Annotated in this window: 16 protein-coding genes and 1 riboswitch; of the genes, 14 read left to right on the top strand and 2 right to left on the bottom strand. The window is 27.3% G+C overall.

Annotated elements, in window-relative coordinates; genetic code table 11:
• The first annotated feature begins 38 nt into the window (after nucleotides 1–38).
• Nucleotides 39–1,784, top strand: a complete 1,746-nt coding sequence (locus tag JW646_RS00925) for a Na+/H+ antiporter NhaC family protein (RefSeq protein ID WP_228416246.1) — start codon at nucleotides 39–41, stop codon at nucleotides 1,782–1,784.
• Nucleotides 1,785–1,916: 132 nt separating this feature from the next.
• Nucleotides 1,917–2,627: a tRNA threonylcarbamoyladenosine dehydratase gene (locus JW646_RS00920; RefSeq protein WP_228416245.1), complete on the top strand. Its 711-nt coding sequence runs from the start codon at nucleotides 1,917–1,919 to the stop codon at nucleotides 2,625–2,627.
• Nucleotides 2,628–2,817: 190 nt separating this feature from the next.
• On the opposite strand, the gene JW646_RS00915 is transcribed toward JW646_RS00920, so the two are convergent.
• Nucleotides 2,818–4,155 carry a Na+/H+ antiporter NhaC family protein gene (locus JW646_RS00915; RefSeq protein WP_228416244.1) on the bottom strand — a complete coding sequence of 446 codons (1,338 nt, stop codon included), beginning with the start codon at nucleotides 4,153–4,155 and terminating at the stop codon, nucleotides 2,818–2,820.
• Nucleotides 4,156–4,322: 167 nt separating this feature from the next.
• Nucleotides 4,323–4,498, top strand: a riboswitch (Lysine riboswitch).
• Nucleotides 4,499–4,607: 109 nt separating this feature from the next.
• On the opposite strand from JW646_RS00915, the gene JW646_RS00910 reads away from it, so the two are divergent.
• From JW646_RS00910 to JW646_RS00875, 8 genes are all read left to right on the top strand, one after another.
• Nucleotides 4,608–6,356, top strand: coding sequence for a Na+/H+ antiporter NhaC family protein (locus tag JW646_RS00910; protein WP_228416243.1), 1,749 nt, complete (start codon nucleotides 4,608–4,610; stop codon nucleotides 6,354–6,356).
• Nucleotides 6,357–6,443: 87 nt separating this feature from the next.
• Complete coding sequence (locus JW646_RS00905) at nucleotides 6,444–7,634, top strand: pentapeptide repeat-containing protein (protein WP_228416242.1); 1,191 nt, start codon at nucleotides 6,444–6,446, stop codon at nucleotides 7,632–7,634.
• A 168-nt stretch (nucleotides 7,635–7,802) separates the two neighbouring features.
• Entirely contained in the window at nucleotides 7,803–8,894 is a 1,092-nt protein-coding gene (locus JW646_RS00900) for a KamA family radical SAM protein (RefSeq protein WP_074917608.1), read from the top strand.
• 233 nt (nucleotides 8,895–9,127) lie between these two features.
• Nucleotides 9,128–9,481, top strand: coding sequence for a helix-turn-helix transcriptional regulator (locus tag JW646_RS00895; protein WP_228416241.1), 354 nt, complete (start codon nucleotides 9,128–9,130; stop codon nucleotides 9,479–9,481).
• Nucleotides 9,482–9,557: 76 nt separating this feature from the next.
• Nucleotides 9,558–10,706, top strand: a complete 1,149-nt coding sequence (locus JW646_RS00890) for an iron-containing alcohol dehydrogenase (RefSeq protein ID WP_228416240.1) — start codon at nucleotides 9,558–9,560, stop codon at nucleotides 10,704–10,706.
• Between the two features lie 320 nt (nucleotides 10,707–11,026).
• A complete protein-coding gene (locus JW646_RS00885) occupies nucleotides 11,027–11,968 on the top strand; it encodes a helix-turn-helix transcriptional regulator (RefSeq protein WP_228416239.1) in 942 nt (313 codons plus the stop codon).
• Nucleotides 11,969–11,997: 29 nt separating this feature from the next.
• Nucleotides 11,998–12,621, top strand: a complete 624-nt coding sequence (locus JW646_RS00880) for a GyrI-like domain-containing protein (protein WP_228416238.1) — start codon at nucleotides 11,998–12,000, stop codon at nucleotides 12,619–12,621.
• A 13-nt stretch (nucleotides 12,622–12,634) separates the two neighbouring features.
• Nucleotides 12,635–13,390, top strand: a complete 756-nt coding sequence (locus JW646_RS00875; RefSeq protein WP_228416237.1) for an N-acetyltransferase — start codon at nucleotides 12,635–12,637, stop codon at nucleotides 13,388–13,390.
• Nucleotides 13,391–13,514: 124 nt separating this feature from the next.
• Here JW646_RS00875 and JW646_RS00870 read toward each other — a convergent pair whose 3' ends face one another.
• Complete coding sequence (locus tag JW646_RS00870) at nucleotides 13,515–14,624, bottom strand: DUF362 domain-containing protein (RefSeq protein ID WP_228416236.1); 1,110 nt, start codon at nucleotides 14,622–14,624, stop codon at nucleotides 13,515–13,517.
• 229 nt (nucleotides 14,625–14,853) lie between these two features.
• Between JW646_RS00870 and JW646_RS00865 the strand changes: the two genes are divergently transcribed.
• From JW646_RS00865 to JW646_RS00850, 4 genes are all read left to right on the top strand, one after another.
• Nucleotides 14,854–15,036 (top strand): (2Fe-2S)-binding protein, encoded by a 183-nt coding sequence (locus JW646_RS00865; protein WP_074917587.1) that lies wholly within the window; start codon nucleotides 14,854–14,856, stop codon nucleotides 15,034–15,036.
• Between the two features lie 648 nt (nucleotides 15,037–15,684).
• Nucleotides 15,685–16,641, top strand: a complete 957-nt coding sequence (locus tag JW646_RS00860) for an alpha/beta hydrolase (RefSeq protein ID WP_074917584.1) — start codon at nucleotides 15,685–15,687, stop codon at nucleotides 16,639–16,641.
• 23 nt (nucleotides 16,642–16,664) lie between these two features.
• Complete coding sequence (locus JW646_RS00855; protein WP_018592530.1) at nucleotides 16,665–16,829, top strand: hypothetical protein; 165 nt, start codon at nucleotides 16,665–16,667, stop codon at nucleotides 16,827–16,829.
• Nucleotides 16,830–17,032: 203 nt separating this feature from the next.
• Nucleotides 17,033–17,842, top strand: a complete 810-nt coding sequence (locus JW646_RS00850; protein WP_228416235.1) for a 3D domain-containing protein — start codon at nucleotides 17,033–17,035, stop codon at nucleotides 17,840–17,842.
• The last annotated feature ends 140 nt before the right edge of the window (nucleotides 17,843–17,982 follow it).

Here is a 17,982-nt window from a genome sequence, read left to right as displayed (position 1 = left end):
CCTGAAATATTCACAACTATCACATAGGGGGAAGAAAAATGAAAAAAAGAAATGTAAGATTATTATTAATGACAACAATATTGATTTTAATATCAAATGTAACAAGTTTTGCAGCAGAACAAGATATGGCTGTAATAAATGCACAAAAGTATGGAATATTAACATTATTGCCACCACTTGTAGCTATTATTCTAGCTTTTATAACTAAGAATGTTATAGTATCTTTGGTTATTGGAGTGATGTCAGGTGGTTTTTTATTAAACCTAAATGGTATTAATGTTTTTTCAGCACTATTTAATTCATTTTTAGATTTAATTGATAGAGCTGTTGGGGCATTAGCAGACCCATGGAATGCAGGAATTATACTTCAAGTTTTAGCAATAGGTGGAGTAATCAACTTAGTTGCTAAAATGGGTGGAGCAAAAGCAATAGCTGAGTCATTAGCTAAAAAGGCAAAAAGTGCAAAAAGTGCTCAACTTATAACATGGGCAGCCGGGCTTTTAGTATTCTTTGACGACTATGCAAATTCTTTAATAATAGGTCCTATGATGAGACCAGTTACAGATAAAATGAAAGTTTCAAGAGAAAGGCTTGCTTTTGTAATTGATGCTACAGCTGCACCAGTTGCAGGAATAGCAATAATTTCAACTTGGATAGGTTTAGAAGTAGGCCTAATTGGAGATGGATTTAAGGCTATAGGAGTAAATGCAAATGCATTTAGTATATTTTTAAGTACATTACCATATAGATTTTATAATATATTGATTCTTGGATTTATAGTTATAACAGCAGTACTATTAAAAGAATTCGGGCCAATGAGAGAAGCAGAGCTAAAAGCTAGAAGAGGAAATACAAATTTAGTTTCTAGTAAAGATATAGATGAAAAAATAAGTAATGAACATAGTGATTTAGAGCCCCTTCCGGGAGTTAAATTAAACATATGGAATGCTATAATACCAATAGGAATACTAATAGTTGGATCATTATTTGCATTTTACTACAGTGGTTATAGCACAATAATGAGTGGAAATGATGCAAGTTTAATTCAAATATTTAATAACTCACCACTATCATTTGTAGCAATTAGAGAAGCATTTTCTAATGCAGATGCATCAGTAGCTTTATTCCAATCTGCTTTATTTGCAGGAATAGTTGCTATAGCAATGGGTGTAGGTAAAAAAATATTTACTGTATCACAAGGATTAGATATATGGGTAGATGGAATGAAAACTTTAGTTATAACTTGTGTAATACTAATATGTGCATGGTCACTTTCATCAGTAATAAAAGAACTTGGAACAGCTAGATACTTGATACAATTATTATCAGGTTCTGTACCGGCTTTTTTATTACCAAGTATAATATTTGTACTAGGTGGAATAATTTCATTTGCTACAGGTACATCTTATGGAACAATGGGTATACTTATGCCACTAACTATACCGCTAGCTCATTCTATAAGTCCTGATATGTCTTATATAATAGTTTGTGTAAGTGCAGTTCTTACAGGTTCTATATTTGGAGACCACTGCTCACCAATATCAGATACAACAATACTTTCATCAATGGGTGCTGGATGCAATCATATAGACCATGTTAGAACACAAATGCCATATGCTTTATTTGTTGGAAGTATAGCAATACTATTTGGGTATATACCAGCAGGAATGGGACTTCCAATTTATTTAATAATGCCTTTAGCATTTGTAGCTATGTTTATAGGAATACAGATACTTGGAAAAAGTGTAGATATAGATGAAAAAGAAGAAAGTTTAATAGCTTAATTTATTATAAAAATCTCTTTAAATTGTTAGATAAAATAATTTGAAGAGATTTTTTTTATTTAATTAATACACTTGTGAATCTAGGTAAAACTAAATATAAGAGTTAGTTGTAATTATTAAAGGAGAATCTAGATGAACAGCAATTTTACAATGAGAACAAATTTACTTATAGGACAAGAAGGTATGGAAAAATTAAAAAATTCTAATGTTCTTGTCATAGGAGTAGGTGGAGTGGGAAGTTTTTGCGTAGAAGCCTTAATAAGAGCCGGTGTGGGAAACATAACTATAGTAGATTATGCAAAGGTTGAAGAAAGTGATTTTAATAGACAACTACCTGGATTAACTTCTAATTTAAACAAGAATAAGGTTCAAGTAGTAAAAGATAGATTACTAGATATAAATAAAGATTTAAATATAAATGCAGTAAGCTGTGTTTTTAATGAGGAAAGTAGTAACAAAATATTTAGTGAAAATTATGATTATGTTGTAGATGCTATAGATATGGTTTCATCAAAAATTCATTTAGTTGAGATATGTTTAAATAAAAATATACCAATAATAAGTTCCATGGGTATGGGAAATAAACTTGATCCAACAAAGATAGAAATCGATGATATTTCAAATACTCATACTTGTCCATTGGCTAAAGTTATGAGAAAAGAACTTAGATGTAGGGGAATAGAGCATTTAAAAGTAGTATTTTCTACAGAACAACCTATAGAAGTTAAGGAAAAAATATCAAATGGCCATAGAATCTTACCAGGAAGTATGCCTTTTATGTCTTCTTGTGGAGGATTGATAATGTCATCTCAGGTTATAAAAGACTTACTAGATATAAAGTGATTTTAAATTTAAAGCTAGAATAGTAATAATTTTGATAATAAACAATTAAAATTATTACTATTTTTATTTAATAAAATATAAAAAATTATTTCAATAATATCTTCTTTAAAATCATAATTCAATGATAATTAGGAACTTGTTGCTATCTTTTATAAAGAGATATAATGCTTAATTTATTTATGGAAAGCCTCTACCTTATAAAGAATTTTTGCAACTTATCTTTATAATAGTCCAAGTATAGGCAATAACATAAATGACAAATTGGAACTATATATAGAAAAATAGCATATGGGATAAATTTGTAATTACTTATGCCTAAGACTGAAGTAGGAACAAGTGCAGCTATACACCATGGAATTAAGGCAGATGTAATAATAGCGGAATTGGAAAATTCCATAGCTATATCCTCATTATTATAATTTTCATAGGTATCCTTAAGTATTTCTATAGTTAAAATAAAAGCTATAGTCTGGCTACATCCAATAGAGGCAATTATTAAGCCAAGTAATAAGGTTATAAAAAATAACTTGCTTCTATTTAGTTTTAATTTCTTTAAATACTTTTCCAAGCCGCCCAAAATATTTAATCCACTAAAAAATCCTGTTAAACAACATGAAATAATAATTATATAACAAGTTTTAAACATGGAAATAATACCGCCACCCTTAATAATATTTGATAAAGATGAAGACGTTTTATATCCAAATATAATATAATTACACAAATCTATCATAGTTATTTTTTGAATAAAAAGGCAAATTATTATTGATGTTATTATACTTATAGTTATTGATTTTGAAATTGAAACTTTTTTCAACGATAAAATAATAATTATAATAGCTGGTATTAATAAAATAAAACTTATATGAAAATCATTGTACAAAGTTAAACTTAGTGAATTATCAATAAAAGTCAAAGGATTTTTAAAGGAAAAAAATAAATAAAAAATAATACTAATTATAGTTGGAATAATACCAAAAACAAAAACCTTTCTAATATATTTAAATAAGTCGACTTTAGTTAAATTGCATAGAAGAAGTAAACTAGAAGATAAAGGTGAACATCTATCACCTAAATATGCACCAGACATAATGGCTCCTCCTACTAAATTTAAGTTAAGATTAGACGCCTGTGCAATAATAATAAGAGGTATACCTATGGAACTTACAGTACCAAAGGAAGTTCCAATTAAAATTGATGTTACAGCTGCTATTAAAAAACAAAACAATATAAATAGATTAGGGTTAATATATTTTAATGAATAATAAACTATTGATGGAATTGTTCCACAACTTAACCATACACTTATTAAAATTGAAATTAAGATTAAAATTTTTATAATTGGAAAACTTCTTTTAGACTCAAAAGTATATAATTTAAGAAGGTCTTTTATGGTTTTATTTCTTTTTAAACCAATTAAAGAAAATAAAATCAAAGAAATAGTTAAACCGTATCCTAAAAAAATATTATTAAAAACGCTAAATATTAGCATTGTTATTGTAATAATAATAATGAAAAAAATACTCATATAAATAATTCCTCCTATTATTTATCAATATAATAAAATTATAGAAGAAAAATATTAAAATATTAATTAAATATAAAAAATATTTATAAAACATATATAGTAAAAAATACGGTTTTACTTGTTGCTAAATAAAGTCAGGTAATATATACTCATATTAATAAGTGAATATTTAAGGTAGAGGTGCGATTTTTATCAGTAACAATAAGGAGTTAAGCAACGTTGATTTATTGTGAAAGGAAACATCGCCGAAGCGTATAACTGAAGCTTTAAGGTTATTTGGCTGGGGGTATATATAATATATATGCCACTGTCACTAAGAAATTAGTGTTGAGCTATCAAATGGATTTATAGTTTAGTATAATTATGACCTTGATGCTCTTACATCAAGGTTTTTTTAATGAAAAAAAATAGCCCTTATGATGTTCACTACAAAAATATTAGGGGGAAATAAAATGAGAAGAAGAAATTTAAGATTATTTTTAATGACAACCATGCTATTCATAATGACGACGGCACTATCTTTTGCAGAAGAAGTTGATGTTGCGGCACAAAATGCAGGTAAATTTGGTTTATGGACTTTAATACCACCGCTAGTTGCAATTTCACTTGCTTTTATAACTAAAAATGTTATAGTATCTTTGGTTATAGGAATTATGTCAGGTGGATTTATATTAAATATAACAGGGAACAATCCTTTTATGGCAATATTTTATTCATTTTTAGATTTAATTAAAAGAGCAGTGGAATCTCTAGCAGACCCATGGAATGCAGGTATAATTCTTCAAGTTTTAGCAATAGGAGGAGTTATAAATTTAGTTGGAAAAATGGGTGGAGCAAAAGCCATAGCTGAAGCATTATCAAATAAAGCAAAAACAGCAAAAAGTGCTCAAATAATGACTTGGTTTGCAGGACTACTTGTATTCTTTGATGACTATGCAAACTCTTTAATAATAGGACCTATGATGAGACCAGTTACAGACAAAATGAAAGTATCAAGAGAAAGATTAGCTTTTATAATAGATGCCACTGCAGCACCAGTTGCAGGTTTAGCAATTATTTCTACATGGATAGGTTTAGAAGTTGGGCTTATAGGTACAGCATTTGAAAGTATAGGAGTTGAAACAAATGCATTTGGAGTATTTTTAGATACAATTCCATTTAGATTTTATAATCTATTAATATTAGGATTTATAGTAATGACAGCTTTACTTTTAAAGGATTTTGGACCTATGAGAAAAGCTGAGTTAGAATGTAGAAGGGGAAGTCAAAATATTACTTCAAACGAAGAAGTAAATAAAAATTTAAGTAAACATGATGATATGGAACCATTAGAGGGTGTTAAACTAAGTGTGTGGAATGCAATAATACCAATAGGAGCGTTGATAGTTGGAGCGTTATTTGCATTTTATTACAGTGGATATACTGCAATAATGGGCGGAGAAGACAGTGCGGTAATTCAACTTATGCAAAACTCACCAGCATCATTTAATGCAATAAAAGAAGCTTTCTCAAATTCAGATGCATCTGTTGCTCTTTTCCAATCAGCTTTATTTGCTGGAATAGTTGCGATGGTTATGGGTGTATGTAAAAAAATGTTTACTGTATCAGAAGCTCTAGATATTTGGGTGGATGGAATGAAAACATTAGTAATAACAGGTGTAATATTAATATGTGCATGGTCACTATCATCTGTAATAAAAGAGCTAGGAACAGCAAAATATTTAATTACATTACTATCAGGTTCCCTACCTCCATTTATAGTACCAAGCTTAATATTTGTACTTGGGGCAATAATATCATTTGCAACTGGAACTTCTTATGGAACAATGGGAATACTTATGCCACTGGCTATACCTCTTGCATATTCAATAAACCCAGACATGTCTTATGTAATAGTTGCAACATCAGCAGTATTAACGGGAGCTATATTTGGCGATCACTGTTCACCAATATCAGATACAACAATACTTTCATCAATGGGAGCTGGATGTAATCATATAGATCATGTTAGAACACAAATGCCTTATTCAATATTTGTGGGAGTTATTACTATAGTGTTTGGATATATACCAGCAGGATTTGGATTACCTGTTTATTTAATCTTACCACTATCATTTGTGGCAATGTTTATAGGAATACAAATACTTGGTAAGAGTGTAGAGGTTGAAGATATACAAGGAAATGAATTATTAGAAAATTAATATTTAGAAAAGACTTAAATGATAATGCATTTAAGTCTTTTTTTATGCAGATAATAAGTTATAGATTTTGTAAAAGGAGAAATCACTATGGCTTATGTGAATTTTAAAGAAGAAAATTATAAATTAAAGATACAACTAGAAAAAAGAAAAAAGAATAATGAAAAAAATTACAGTTATATTATAAAGCATAAAAAGGAGATGACTGACTATAATCCTGATAATAGATATAGTTATGAAATTATAAAAAACGAATTCATTGGAAAAAAAGGATTGCTAGATGAAAAAGATTATTATAATATTTCTAATAAAGATATAATATGTGCAAACTTCAAAGATTGCACTTTTGCAAATACAAAATTTATAAATTGCAAAATAATAGGCTGTAAATTTTATGATTGTAAGTTTATATTAGGCGGTGTTATTTTTGAAAATTGTATATTTATTATGGAAGATAATATAAAATCTCCATCATTAAATAATACAACAAATTACTCTTGTGAATTCTATAGTTGCGAATTTTATAGTAAATTTAGAAATTGTGATTTATCATATTTAATATTTGAAAATTGTTTGATAAAAAATACTTCATTTGAAATATGCATGATGAAAAGCATGATAGCAAATAAATGTGAATTAAATAAAATAAAAATTTCTGATTGTGATTTAAGTGGATTTAAAACACATAAATGTTACATTGTAGACTTTGAATTTGATGATAAATATAAAACTAAATTAGATGAAAAAACATTTTTTGATAAATTAGTAGAAATAAAAAAAGATAGAGAAGAATATGAAGGTCTATATTTGACATATCAGATTATTGCAGATAAATTTAAAGAAAATACTTTAGATAATAACTTTGGAGAGTATTATTATTTATGCAAAAAAACTGAGTATAAAATTCTAGACCCGGTGCCTAAAATAGGCTCATTTTTGTATAAAATATTTTGTGGATATGGTGAAAGGCCTTTTAATGCGCTATTAACGGGAATATTTTTAATATTAGTTTTTGCATTTTTATACTTAATTGTTGGTTTGGACATTAATAAAAGTTATGTTATTTATAATCTAGAAACATTTAAAAATTTAGATTTTATGAAATTTGTTGCAGACTATAATCAATCTCTAGCACTAAGCTCAGGTATATTTTTGGGTGTAGGGGGATATAGTAGTGAGCCAGTGAAAATGTCACTGATGTTATCTAATATTGAGATGATTCTAGGGATAGTAACTGTGGGAGTAGGAATTGGAACTATAGTAAGAAAAATAATAAGATAAAATTTACAAAAAAAAAGGAAATTTACCGAATAATATAGTATTTACTAATATATATATTAATGTTTTGCAATATTCTTACTATTAAATAAACTATTTCACATATATTTATTATATGAAAGATACATGTTAAAGTGATTTTAAAATTTTATATACTTAAGGGGTGGTATCTTGAACAATACAGAGTTATTGAAGAAAAATATAACTAAAGCAGAAGATTTAAATTTATACATGAATTTAACAAAAGATGAAGAAATAAAAATGAATGAAATACTTGAAAAATATCCCATGTCTATTACACCTTATTATTTATCTTTAATTGATTTTAATGATCCAAATGATCCTATAAAAAAAATGTGTATACCTTCAATAGAAGAAATTGATTTAAGTGGAAGTTTTGATACGAGTGGTGAAGCAGATAATACTGTTATTACGGGAATGCAACACAAATACGAACAAACTGTAATTGTGCTATCTACAAATCACTGTGCAATGTATTGTAGACATTGCTTTAGAAAGCGTTTAGTAGGTTTATCAGATGAAGAAATAGCTACACATTTTGAAAAAATGTTAGAATATGTAAAAAATAATGAGAAAATAAGCAATGTACTTATTTCTGGTGGAGATTCATTTTTAAATAGTAACAGAAAAATTGAAAAGTTTTTAGAGGCATTATGTGATATTTCTCATATTGATTTAATTAGATTTGGAACAAGAATACCAGTAGTTTATCCTGAGAGAATAACTAGAGACAATGAACTTAAAGAGATACTTAGAAAATACGGTGAAAAAAAACAAATTTATGTAGTGACTCAGTTTAACCATCCTAGAGAAGTGACTAAGGAAGCTATTGATGCAATAAAATATTTAAGAGATGCTGGTGTTATAGTAAAAAATCAAACAGTTTTATTAAGAGGAGTAAATGATAGTATTGAGATCCTTGGAGAGTTGCTAAAAAAGGTTACTTCTATTGGAATAGTACCATATTATATATTTCAGTGTAGACCAGTTACAGGTGTAAAAAACCAATTTCAAGTGCCCCTTAAAGAAGGTATTGATATAGTAGAAGGAGCTAAAAGCTTGCAAAATGGCCAAGGGAAATGTTTTAAATACTGTTTGTCTACAACAAGGGGGAAAATTGAAATAATAGGAAAAACAGAAGATAATCATATGGTATTTAAATTTCATCAAGCAAAATACAAAGAGGATAGAGCAAGAATATTTATAGAAAAAGTTGATGATAATCAAACCTGGATATATTAAAATATTTAATTAGAACTGCCATCATTTAAAAAGTATATATTTCTTTTTAAATGATGTTTTATTTTTACATGAAATAAATATAATATAAAAAAATATAGCAATATATTACTATACATAAAAACTTAAGATGCTTTATAATGTAACTATAAGAAGTGTAATTATTAAATAAAAGAATTTAATATTATATTAAGCAACTTTCTTATATAAAATAGAAAGGAGCGTTAATATTTGTCATGCCAAGTAATAAAAATAAGAACGTTAATCCTTATATTATCAAATCAATAAAATATATTAATCAAAATTTAAAGAAAAAAATAACAATTAACGAAATTTGTCAGTATATTAACTTATCTAAATATTATTTTTCACGAATGTTCAAAAACGAGATAGGTGTAACTCCGTATAGGTATATAATGAATTGTAAAATAGAGGCTATAAAAGAAGATTTATCTGATGGAGTAGACATAAACACCATAGTAAGTAAATACGAGTTTTACGATTTAAGTCATCTTAACAAAAATTTCATAAAAGTATATGGAATAACACCGCTGGAATATCAAGAATCCTGTAAGTCAAAGAATAAATAATTTTTATTTAAAATGCCAAGTTATTATGTAGCTATCTACATATATAATAAAATTATTTTTAGGAGGTTTTAATAATATGGCTTTTACATTTTATATGCCAAGTGTTAGTTTAATGGGACCAGGATGTTCAGACAATTTACCAGAGGAAATAAAATCAAGAGGATTTAAAAAAGCTTTAATAGTTTGTGGAAAAAGATCTGCTAGTAGTTCGGAATTTGAAGGAATAACTGATAATTTAGGAGCTAAGGGTGTGGAATTTGTTGTATATCCTGGCTCTCAACCAAACCCTACTGTTACTAATGTAATGGATGGAGTTAAAGTACTTAAGGACAATGGATGTGATTTTGTTATATCTTATGGTGGAGGATCTCCCCATGACTGTGCAAAAGGTATAGCTTTAGTTGCAACTAATGGTGGAAACATAAAAGATTATGAAGGTGTTCACGTATCTAAAAATCCTCAGCTTCCACTTATAGCAATAAATACTACAGCTGGCACTGCTTCAGAAATGACTATATTCTCTATAATTACTGACGAAGAAAGACATGTTAAAATGGCAATAGTTGATAAACATGTTAACCCAGTTCTTGCAATAAATGACCCCAATTTAATGGTTAGTATGCCTGCTTCTTTAACTGCAGCTACAGGAATGGATGCTTTAACTCATGCTATTGAAGCTTATGTATCTACTGCTGCTACTCCAGTTACAGATGCTTGTGCACAAAAAGCTATTGAACTTATTAGTGATTATTTAAGAGATGCAGTTGCTGATGGAAATAATATGGAAGCAAGAGATAAAATGGCTTATGCTGAATTCTTAGCAGGTATGGCATTTAACAATGCTTCTCTTGGATATGTTCATGCAATAGCTCATCAATATGGTGGATTCTATAACCTACCACATGGTGTATGTAATGCTATATTACTTCCTGCTGTTCAAGAGTTTAATGCTAAAGTTGCTGCTAAGCAATTAAAAGATTGTGCTAAATTTATGGGTGTAGATGTATCAGGAATGAATGATGATGAAGGTGCTGCTGCTTGTATAGCTGCAATAAGAAAATTATCTGTTGATGTTAATATACCTAAAGGATTTGCAGAACTTGGAGCTAATGAAAAAGATTTTGATATATTAGCTACTAATGCACTAAAAGATGCTTGTGGAGCTACTAATCCCCTTCAAGCTACTCATGATGAAATAAAAGCTATATTAGCAAAGGTTATGTAATTAGCATCAGAGTTATTTGATTTTTATAGGCTTGCATATGTAAATTAACTTTATTATATAATAAGCTATAATTGATAGGTGAAATTTATCAGTTATAGCTATTTTATTGTGCATTAATAATAAAATATATGCTTAATAAATTACAACTAGATTATAATAAGATTTCTAATAATAATGAGCAAGCTTATAAAATGTGTATATCTTGTATAATAATATTTTAAATAAGACATAATGTTGTCATATTAATAGTGATATTATTAAATCAAAAGGAGATGACTTATATTGAAAAGTACAATGTATGATAATAGTGGAGAAATTACATGAAAATTAATAGATTAACTGAAATTATTTTAATACTTTTAAATAAGAAAAAAATAACAGCAAAAGAATTATCAGATAAATTTCAAGTATCAACTAGAACTATATACAGAGATATAGAAACCTTATCCTTGTCTGGAGTACCAGTTTACATGAGTAAAGGTAAGAATGGAGGAATTAGTTTATTAGAAGATTTTTCTATAAATAAAACTTTATTGTCTGATAATGATAAGGAAAGTATAACATTGGCACTCAAAGCTCTGTCTACTATTGAATATCCAGACATAAATTCTGTAATTGATAAAGTGGGATTTATAAATTCCAAACATCACCATGATAATTGGGTAGACATAGATTTATCAAGGTGGGGAAGTAAAACATATGAAGACGATAAATTTGATAAAATAAAATACGCAATTTTAAATGACAAATTAGTAGAATTTAGTTATGTAAATAGTTTGTCTAATATATCTAAGAGGATTATCGAACCAATTAAACTCATTTATAAAGGGCAAAGTTGGTATTTATATGGATATTGTAGATTAAAAAAAGACTTTAGATTATTTAGAATAAGTAGAATAAAAGATTTTAAGGTAAATAAAGAGAGTTTTACAAAATGGAATTTAAAAAAGCAAGAAATGAATTATTTAAAAGAACAAGTAAGGAATAAGGATGAAAATAAAGCTTTTAATACTGTTAAAGTAAAATTAGAAGTTAAAAAAGAGGCTTTATATAGAGTATTTGATGAATTTGACAAAGAATCAATTATTGAAAATGAAGATGGAAATTATCAAGTAACTATGGAATATCCAGAAAATGAGTGGTTATATGGATATATACTCTCATTTGGAGCATACGCTAAAGTTATTGAGCCATTACATATAAAAAATATAATTATAGAAAAAATGGAAAAAGCTTTAAAAATGTACAATAAAAATATTTAATATAAATTCAAGTATAAGGAAGGTTTGTTATGAAGTATGAATGGAGAAAAAAAGAAAAAGAATATTATTTGCCAAAAGCAAAACCTGAAGTTGTAAAAATGGAAAAATTTCAATTTATACAAATAAAAGGAAATGGAAATCCAAACGGTGATGAGTTTTCAGAGAAGGTAGGAGCCTTATATTCAATAGCTTATGCAATAAAAATGATGCCTAAAAAAGGTATAATTCCACAAGGGTACTTTGATTATACTGTATATCCATTAGAAGGAATATGGGGTTTGGATGAAGAAGGTAGGAAAAAAGATATACTTGATAAAAATAATTTAGTATATAACATAATGATTAGGCAACCTGATTTTGTAAATAAACAGGTTTTTGACTTGGCAGTTGATCTTACGAAGAAGAAAAAATTTAATAAGTACTTAGATGAAATAGAATTTGATTATATAGATGAAGGTATGTGCGTTCAAATGATGCATATAGGACCTTTTGATGAAGAATACAAAACATTTGAAATTATGAAAGAATTTTGTAGTGATAATAAACTATCAATAAAAGATAAAAACCATAGAGAAATTTATATATCTGACTTTAGAAAAACTTCACCAGAAAAACTAAAAACGGTTTTGAGATATATGGTAGAACATAATTAAGGAGGTATTTAGATTGGATTTTATAGATATAGAGTTGGAAAATATAGATAGAGAACATATATGCTGTGCCATCTCTGATAAAAAAGGAGAATGTCAGGTATCATCAAAAAAAGCTTGGCTAAAGGAAAGGTTAAAAGATAATATAGTATTTAAGAAAGGCGACGTTAGAGGGAAAGTTTTTATTGAATATATACCTTCTGAAAATGCTTGGTGTCCAATTATTGCAGATAATTATATGTTTATAAATTGTTTTTGGGTGTCTGGAAAATATAAAGGACAAGGTATAGGTAGTGAGTTATTAGAAGAATGTATAAAAGACAGTAGACTAAAGGGGAAAAAAGGTTTAATAGTACTATCATCAGATAAAAAGAAGCCATTTTTATCTGATAAAAAATATTTTGTAAATAAGGGATTTTTAGTAGCTGATACTGCAAAGCCTTATTTTGAATTATTATATTTACCTTTTGAAGAAAATGAATTGATACCCAGATTTAAAAATACAGTAAAAAAAGAGTGTATAAATGAAAAAGGATTTGTTTTATATTACTCACATCAATGCCCTTTTACTTCTAAATATGTGTCTATTATAAAGGATTATGCAAAGGAAAAAGGTATTGATTTGCATACGATTAGATATGAAAACAAAGCTCAAGCCCAAAATGCTCCAACTCCATTTACTACATATAGTTTATATTATAATGGGAAGTTTATAACTCATGAAATTCTAAGTAGTAAGAAGTTTGATAATATATTAAAAATTATAAAGTAAATAGAAATAAAGTATTAAGATTAGATTTAGTAGAAGAATTCTTAATATGCTTAATAAAAAAGAGTAGTAACTTTTATTGGATAAATCACAATATAAAGGTTACTACTCTTTATAAATATAAATTTTATACTTCAATTAATTCATATTCTTTATTTCCAATACCAAGTTTGACACTATGGTCAATACAAACTTCCCAATTTGTTTCAGGATGAGTATTAATAAAGTGATCGTGAAAGTGGTGATTTTGCTCGTCTAAATAACTGCCATGTATTACACTTTGTTTGTTGCAAGCATCTACACAAGCCATGTCTAAAGCAACAGGATCAAATGAAGCAAATATACCTACGTCAGGAATGATTGGTAAATCATTTTCTCTATGACAATCACAGTTTGGAGAAACGTCTATAACAAAGCTTATATGAAAATGAGGTCTACTTTGTAATACGGCTTTAGAGTACTCTGCTATTTTTTTATTTAATATATCATTGGATTCATCTGTAGGTGAATTTACAGCATCATAGTTACATGATCCAATGCATCTACCACATCCAACGCATTTATTATGGTCAATAGAGGCTTTTTTATTGTCTCCAAATGAAATAGCATCATGAGCACAATTTTTTGCACATGCTCTACATCCAACACATTTTTTCTCCTTTACAAAAGGCTTTCCACTACTGTGCATTTCCATTTTACCTGCACGAGATCCACATCCCATACCTATATTTTTCATTGCTCCGCCAAAACCTGTAGATTCATGACCTTTAAAATGATTCATTGATATGAAAATATCAGCATCCATTATAGCTTGACCTATTTTTGCTTCTTTAACATATTCGCCACCATTAACAGGGACAAGAACCTCATCTGTACCTTTGATACCATCGGCTATTATTATATGGCATCCCGTAGTAAATGGATTGTAACCATTAGTATAGGCAGAGTCTAAATGCTCAAGTCCATTTTTTCTACCACCAACGTAAAGAGTATTGCAATCTGTCAAAAACACTTTACCTTTTTTTGATTTTATCAAATCCACAATGACTTTAGAAAAATTAGGTCTTAAGTAGGCTAAATTTCCAGGTTCTCCAAAGTGAATTTTTATGGCTGTATACTTGTTTTCAAAATCAATGTTATTTATACCAGCTTTTGTAACTAGTATTTGTAATTTGTCTAATAAATTGTATTTAAAGTCTGTTCTTAGATTAGTATAATAAACTTTTGATTTACTCATAAGTTCCCCTTTCCATATGAAAATTAAGTTATATCAATATATTATAATTCTATAATTATAATATATCCATAAATTTAAAAATTTAATTCCAAAAAATGTAGATCTAAATGATGGTTTTAATGAATTATAGTATGAAAAAATATTTGTTTAACATGAAGCATATGTGGGAATCAATACAGTAAGAAATTATATAAGTATATAATTAGTCAAAATATATTGGAGGATGAATATGGAAAATTCAAATAAGAATGTATGTAATTGTAGAAAAGTATCTTTTGAAAAAATAGAAGATAGCATAAAAAATGGAGCTAAGAGTTTTGAAGAAGTTATAGATGAAACTAAGGCAACAAAAGGATGTGGAAGATGTAAATCTTATGTAGAAGATATAGTAAAAAGTAAATTAAATAGATAATATCATAAAAAATAAAGATGCGAATGCATCTTTATTTTTTATGATATTATAAGGCATTTTCCATATAATAAAATGTATTTAAAAATTATTATTAATAAAAATATACGTATATGCATTTTAGCAATTTATAGAGCATTAAGTGAAAATTCTACAAAAATAAAAAAAAAATTGGAAATGTGAAAAAAGTATTAGCTTTTATTAGGAAAATGTTTTATAATTATATTTGTAGTAGAAAAAAGGGATTTTTTATTACAAGTGAAAGTTTGGGTATATTAAATTTAAACTTTGAGTAATCGGTTGAAAAGGTTTTCTTAAGGGAAGGGAAAATCTTTTGGGGAATTTGTGATCGGATTTTGCAATAATTAAATTTATTCTTTTCAATAAGTCATTTTAAAATGGGGGTTTTAAAATGACTTATTTTTATTCCAAAAAAGAATTATTCTTTAAGATATATAATTGATTTATAAAAAGTATTATTATATTATTTAACTATAAAGTTTATTAAATAATATAATAAAAAAATAGCTTAAGTAATTTAACCCGCCCTAGCACGAATAAATATCGTGCTACTTTTTTTGTATGTAAAGACAAATATGTTAAATATTTGTTATACTTATATATAGAAGACTAATTGAAAGGGTGAAAATGATGAGATATAGCGATTTTTATTTTACTTCTAAAATAGATGAGAATGAGATATTTACATATAAGTTTGTATGTGATGAAAATGTAACTGTTAAAGGGGTAGTACAAATATCTCATGGTATGGCAGAGCATGGTAAAAGGTATGAAGATTTTGCAAAACTATTAACAGATAATGGATATAATGTATACGTTAATGACCATAGAGGTCATGGAAAAACAGCAAAAAATTTAAAAAGTGCAGGTTATCTAGCAGATGAAAATGGATTTGATTGTTTAGTAGATGATATACATACTTTAACAGAAATAATAAAAGAAGAAAATAAAGATGTACCTTTAATATTATTTGGTCATAGCATGGGATCATTTGCCTCGCAAAGTTATGCTATAAAATATGGAGACGAAATTGATGGATTAATACTTTCTGGTTCAAATGGTGATTTTGGTGGAAAACTAGATTTAGCTAATATAATAGTAAAATTTACTTGTAAAATTAAAGGAAGGAAATATGTTAGTGAATTTATTGATAATTTATTTTTTGGGTCAAATAATAAAAGTTTTAAACCATGCAGAACAGATTATGATTGGCTAAGCAGAGATGAAAAAGAAGTAGATAAATATATAAATGATTCAATGTGTGGATTTAAGTGTACTTGTGGTTTTTTTGAAGATTTTATTCAAGGGCTTAAATTTATAGAAGATAGAGAAAATATAATAAAAATTAGAAAAGATTTACCTATATTAATAATTTCAGGAGATAAAGACCCTGTTGGTAATAATGGAAGAGGTTTATTAAATCTAAAAATTAGGTATGAAAAATCTGGTATTGAGGATGTAAAATGTATATTATATAAAGATGGTAGACATGAAATACTAAATGAAATTAATAAAGAAGAAGTAAAAGAAGATGTAATGAAGTGGATAGTTGAAAAAATAGAAAACAAAAAACAAAGTTATTATTAAGAAAAATCTAGGAGGAAATAGAAATGGCAGAAACAAAAATAACAGGATCATCACAAAGAAATGCAAAGGATGTTGCCATAGAGTTAACAGAATTATATTATAGAGTTTCAAAGGAAGAAGCTAAATCAGCAGAAGAAGTTGGAGAAACTTACGTTAGAATTTACAACATAGTTAAAGATGCAAGATAATTAATTACAAAATATTAAAAAAATTTAGAACTAAAACGTAGATGGTTACTAAATGTTATCAAAAATGAATCTAAAAATTAAATATTAGTTACAAATTAGTTACATATTTTATTGCTTCTATAAATATAAATATATAAACAATTTAAAATTTGAAATTTAAATACTTAAGTTTTATATATTGAATATTTTTAGGGGGAGTAAAAATGAAAAATAATATAATTTTTAGAAGTTTACTAATAAGTCTATCTTTTTGTGTTCTTCTTGCATCATATTTCATATTGAAAAAAGAGCAAATAGTCGTACAGGTAAATGGGAAATCAACAACTGTAAATACTTATTGTAAGACTGTAAAAGAATTATTGAGTGAAAAAAACATATCTTATAACGAAGATGATATTATATATCCTAGTTTGGATAGCAAATTAGAAGATTATATGAATATAAAAATTACATATGTAGTGCAAATTTCTGTTAGTGAGCATTCAAGAATATCATACAAAACTGAAGTTAAAAAAGATAAATCTTTGCCAAAGGGAGTTACTAAAGTTGCTCAAGAAGGAAAAGAAGGAAGAAAAACAATTGTGTTTGAAGAAGTTTATCATGATGGAAAATTGGTATCTAGAGTTGCTAATAAGGAAATAATAAGACAAAAGCCTGTTAATAAGGTGGTTATAAAAGGTACAGGGACTAGTTATGTTGCGAGTTCTGTAAATTTATCCTCGAAAAAAGATTCTTCGAGTGCTAAGGGAGATAAAATAGTAGTTTCAGCCACTGCTTATAGTGGTGATAGTGTTACTTCTACTGGAACACGCCCTAAATGGGGAACTATTGCAGTGGACCCTAGAATAATACCTTATGGTACAAAAGTTTATATACCTAAATTTAATATGACCTTTGTAGCAGAAGACTGTGGTGGTGGAATAAAAGGAAATAGAATAGATATATTTATGAATAGCTCCTCAGCTTGCTATAATTGGGGTGTAAGAAGTATAGACATTTATATTGTTGGATAAATTAAAGTATTAGGTCAAGCTTTAACATGACCTAATACTTTTGTAGTTTTTGTAGAAAAAATTAATTTAGATATTAGTGGTTCATGTTTACTAAATAGAAAAATAAGGATAAAATATACATATGATTATTAAGATGTAAT

Origin of the sequence: Terrisporobacter hibernicus, assembly GCF_020809405.1 — a bacterium.
GTDB lineage: Bacteria > Bacillota > Clostridia > Peptostreptococcales > Peptostreptococcaceae > Terrisporobacter > Terrisporobacter petrolearius.
This window is presented reverse-complemented; position numbering and strand designations above follow the sequence as displayed.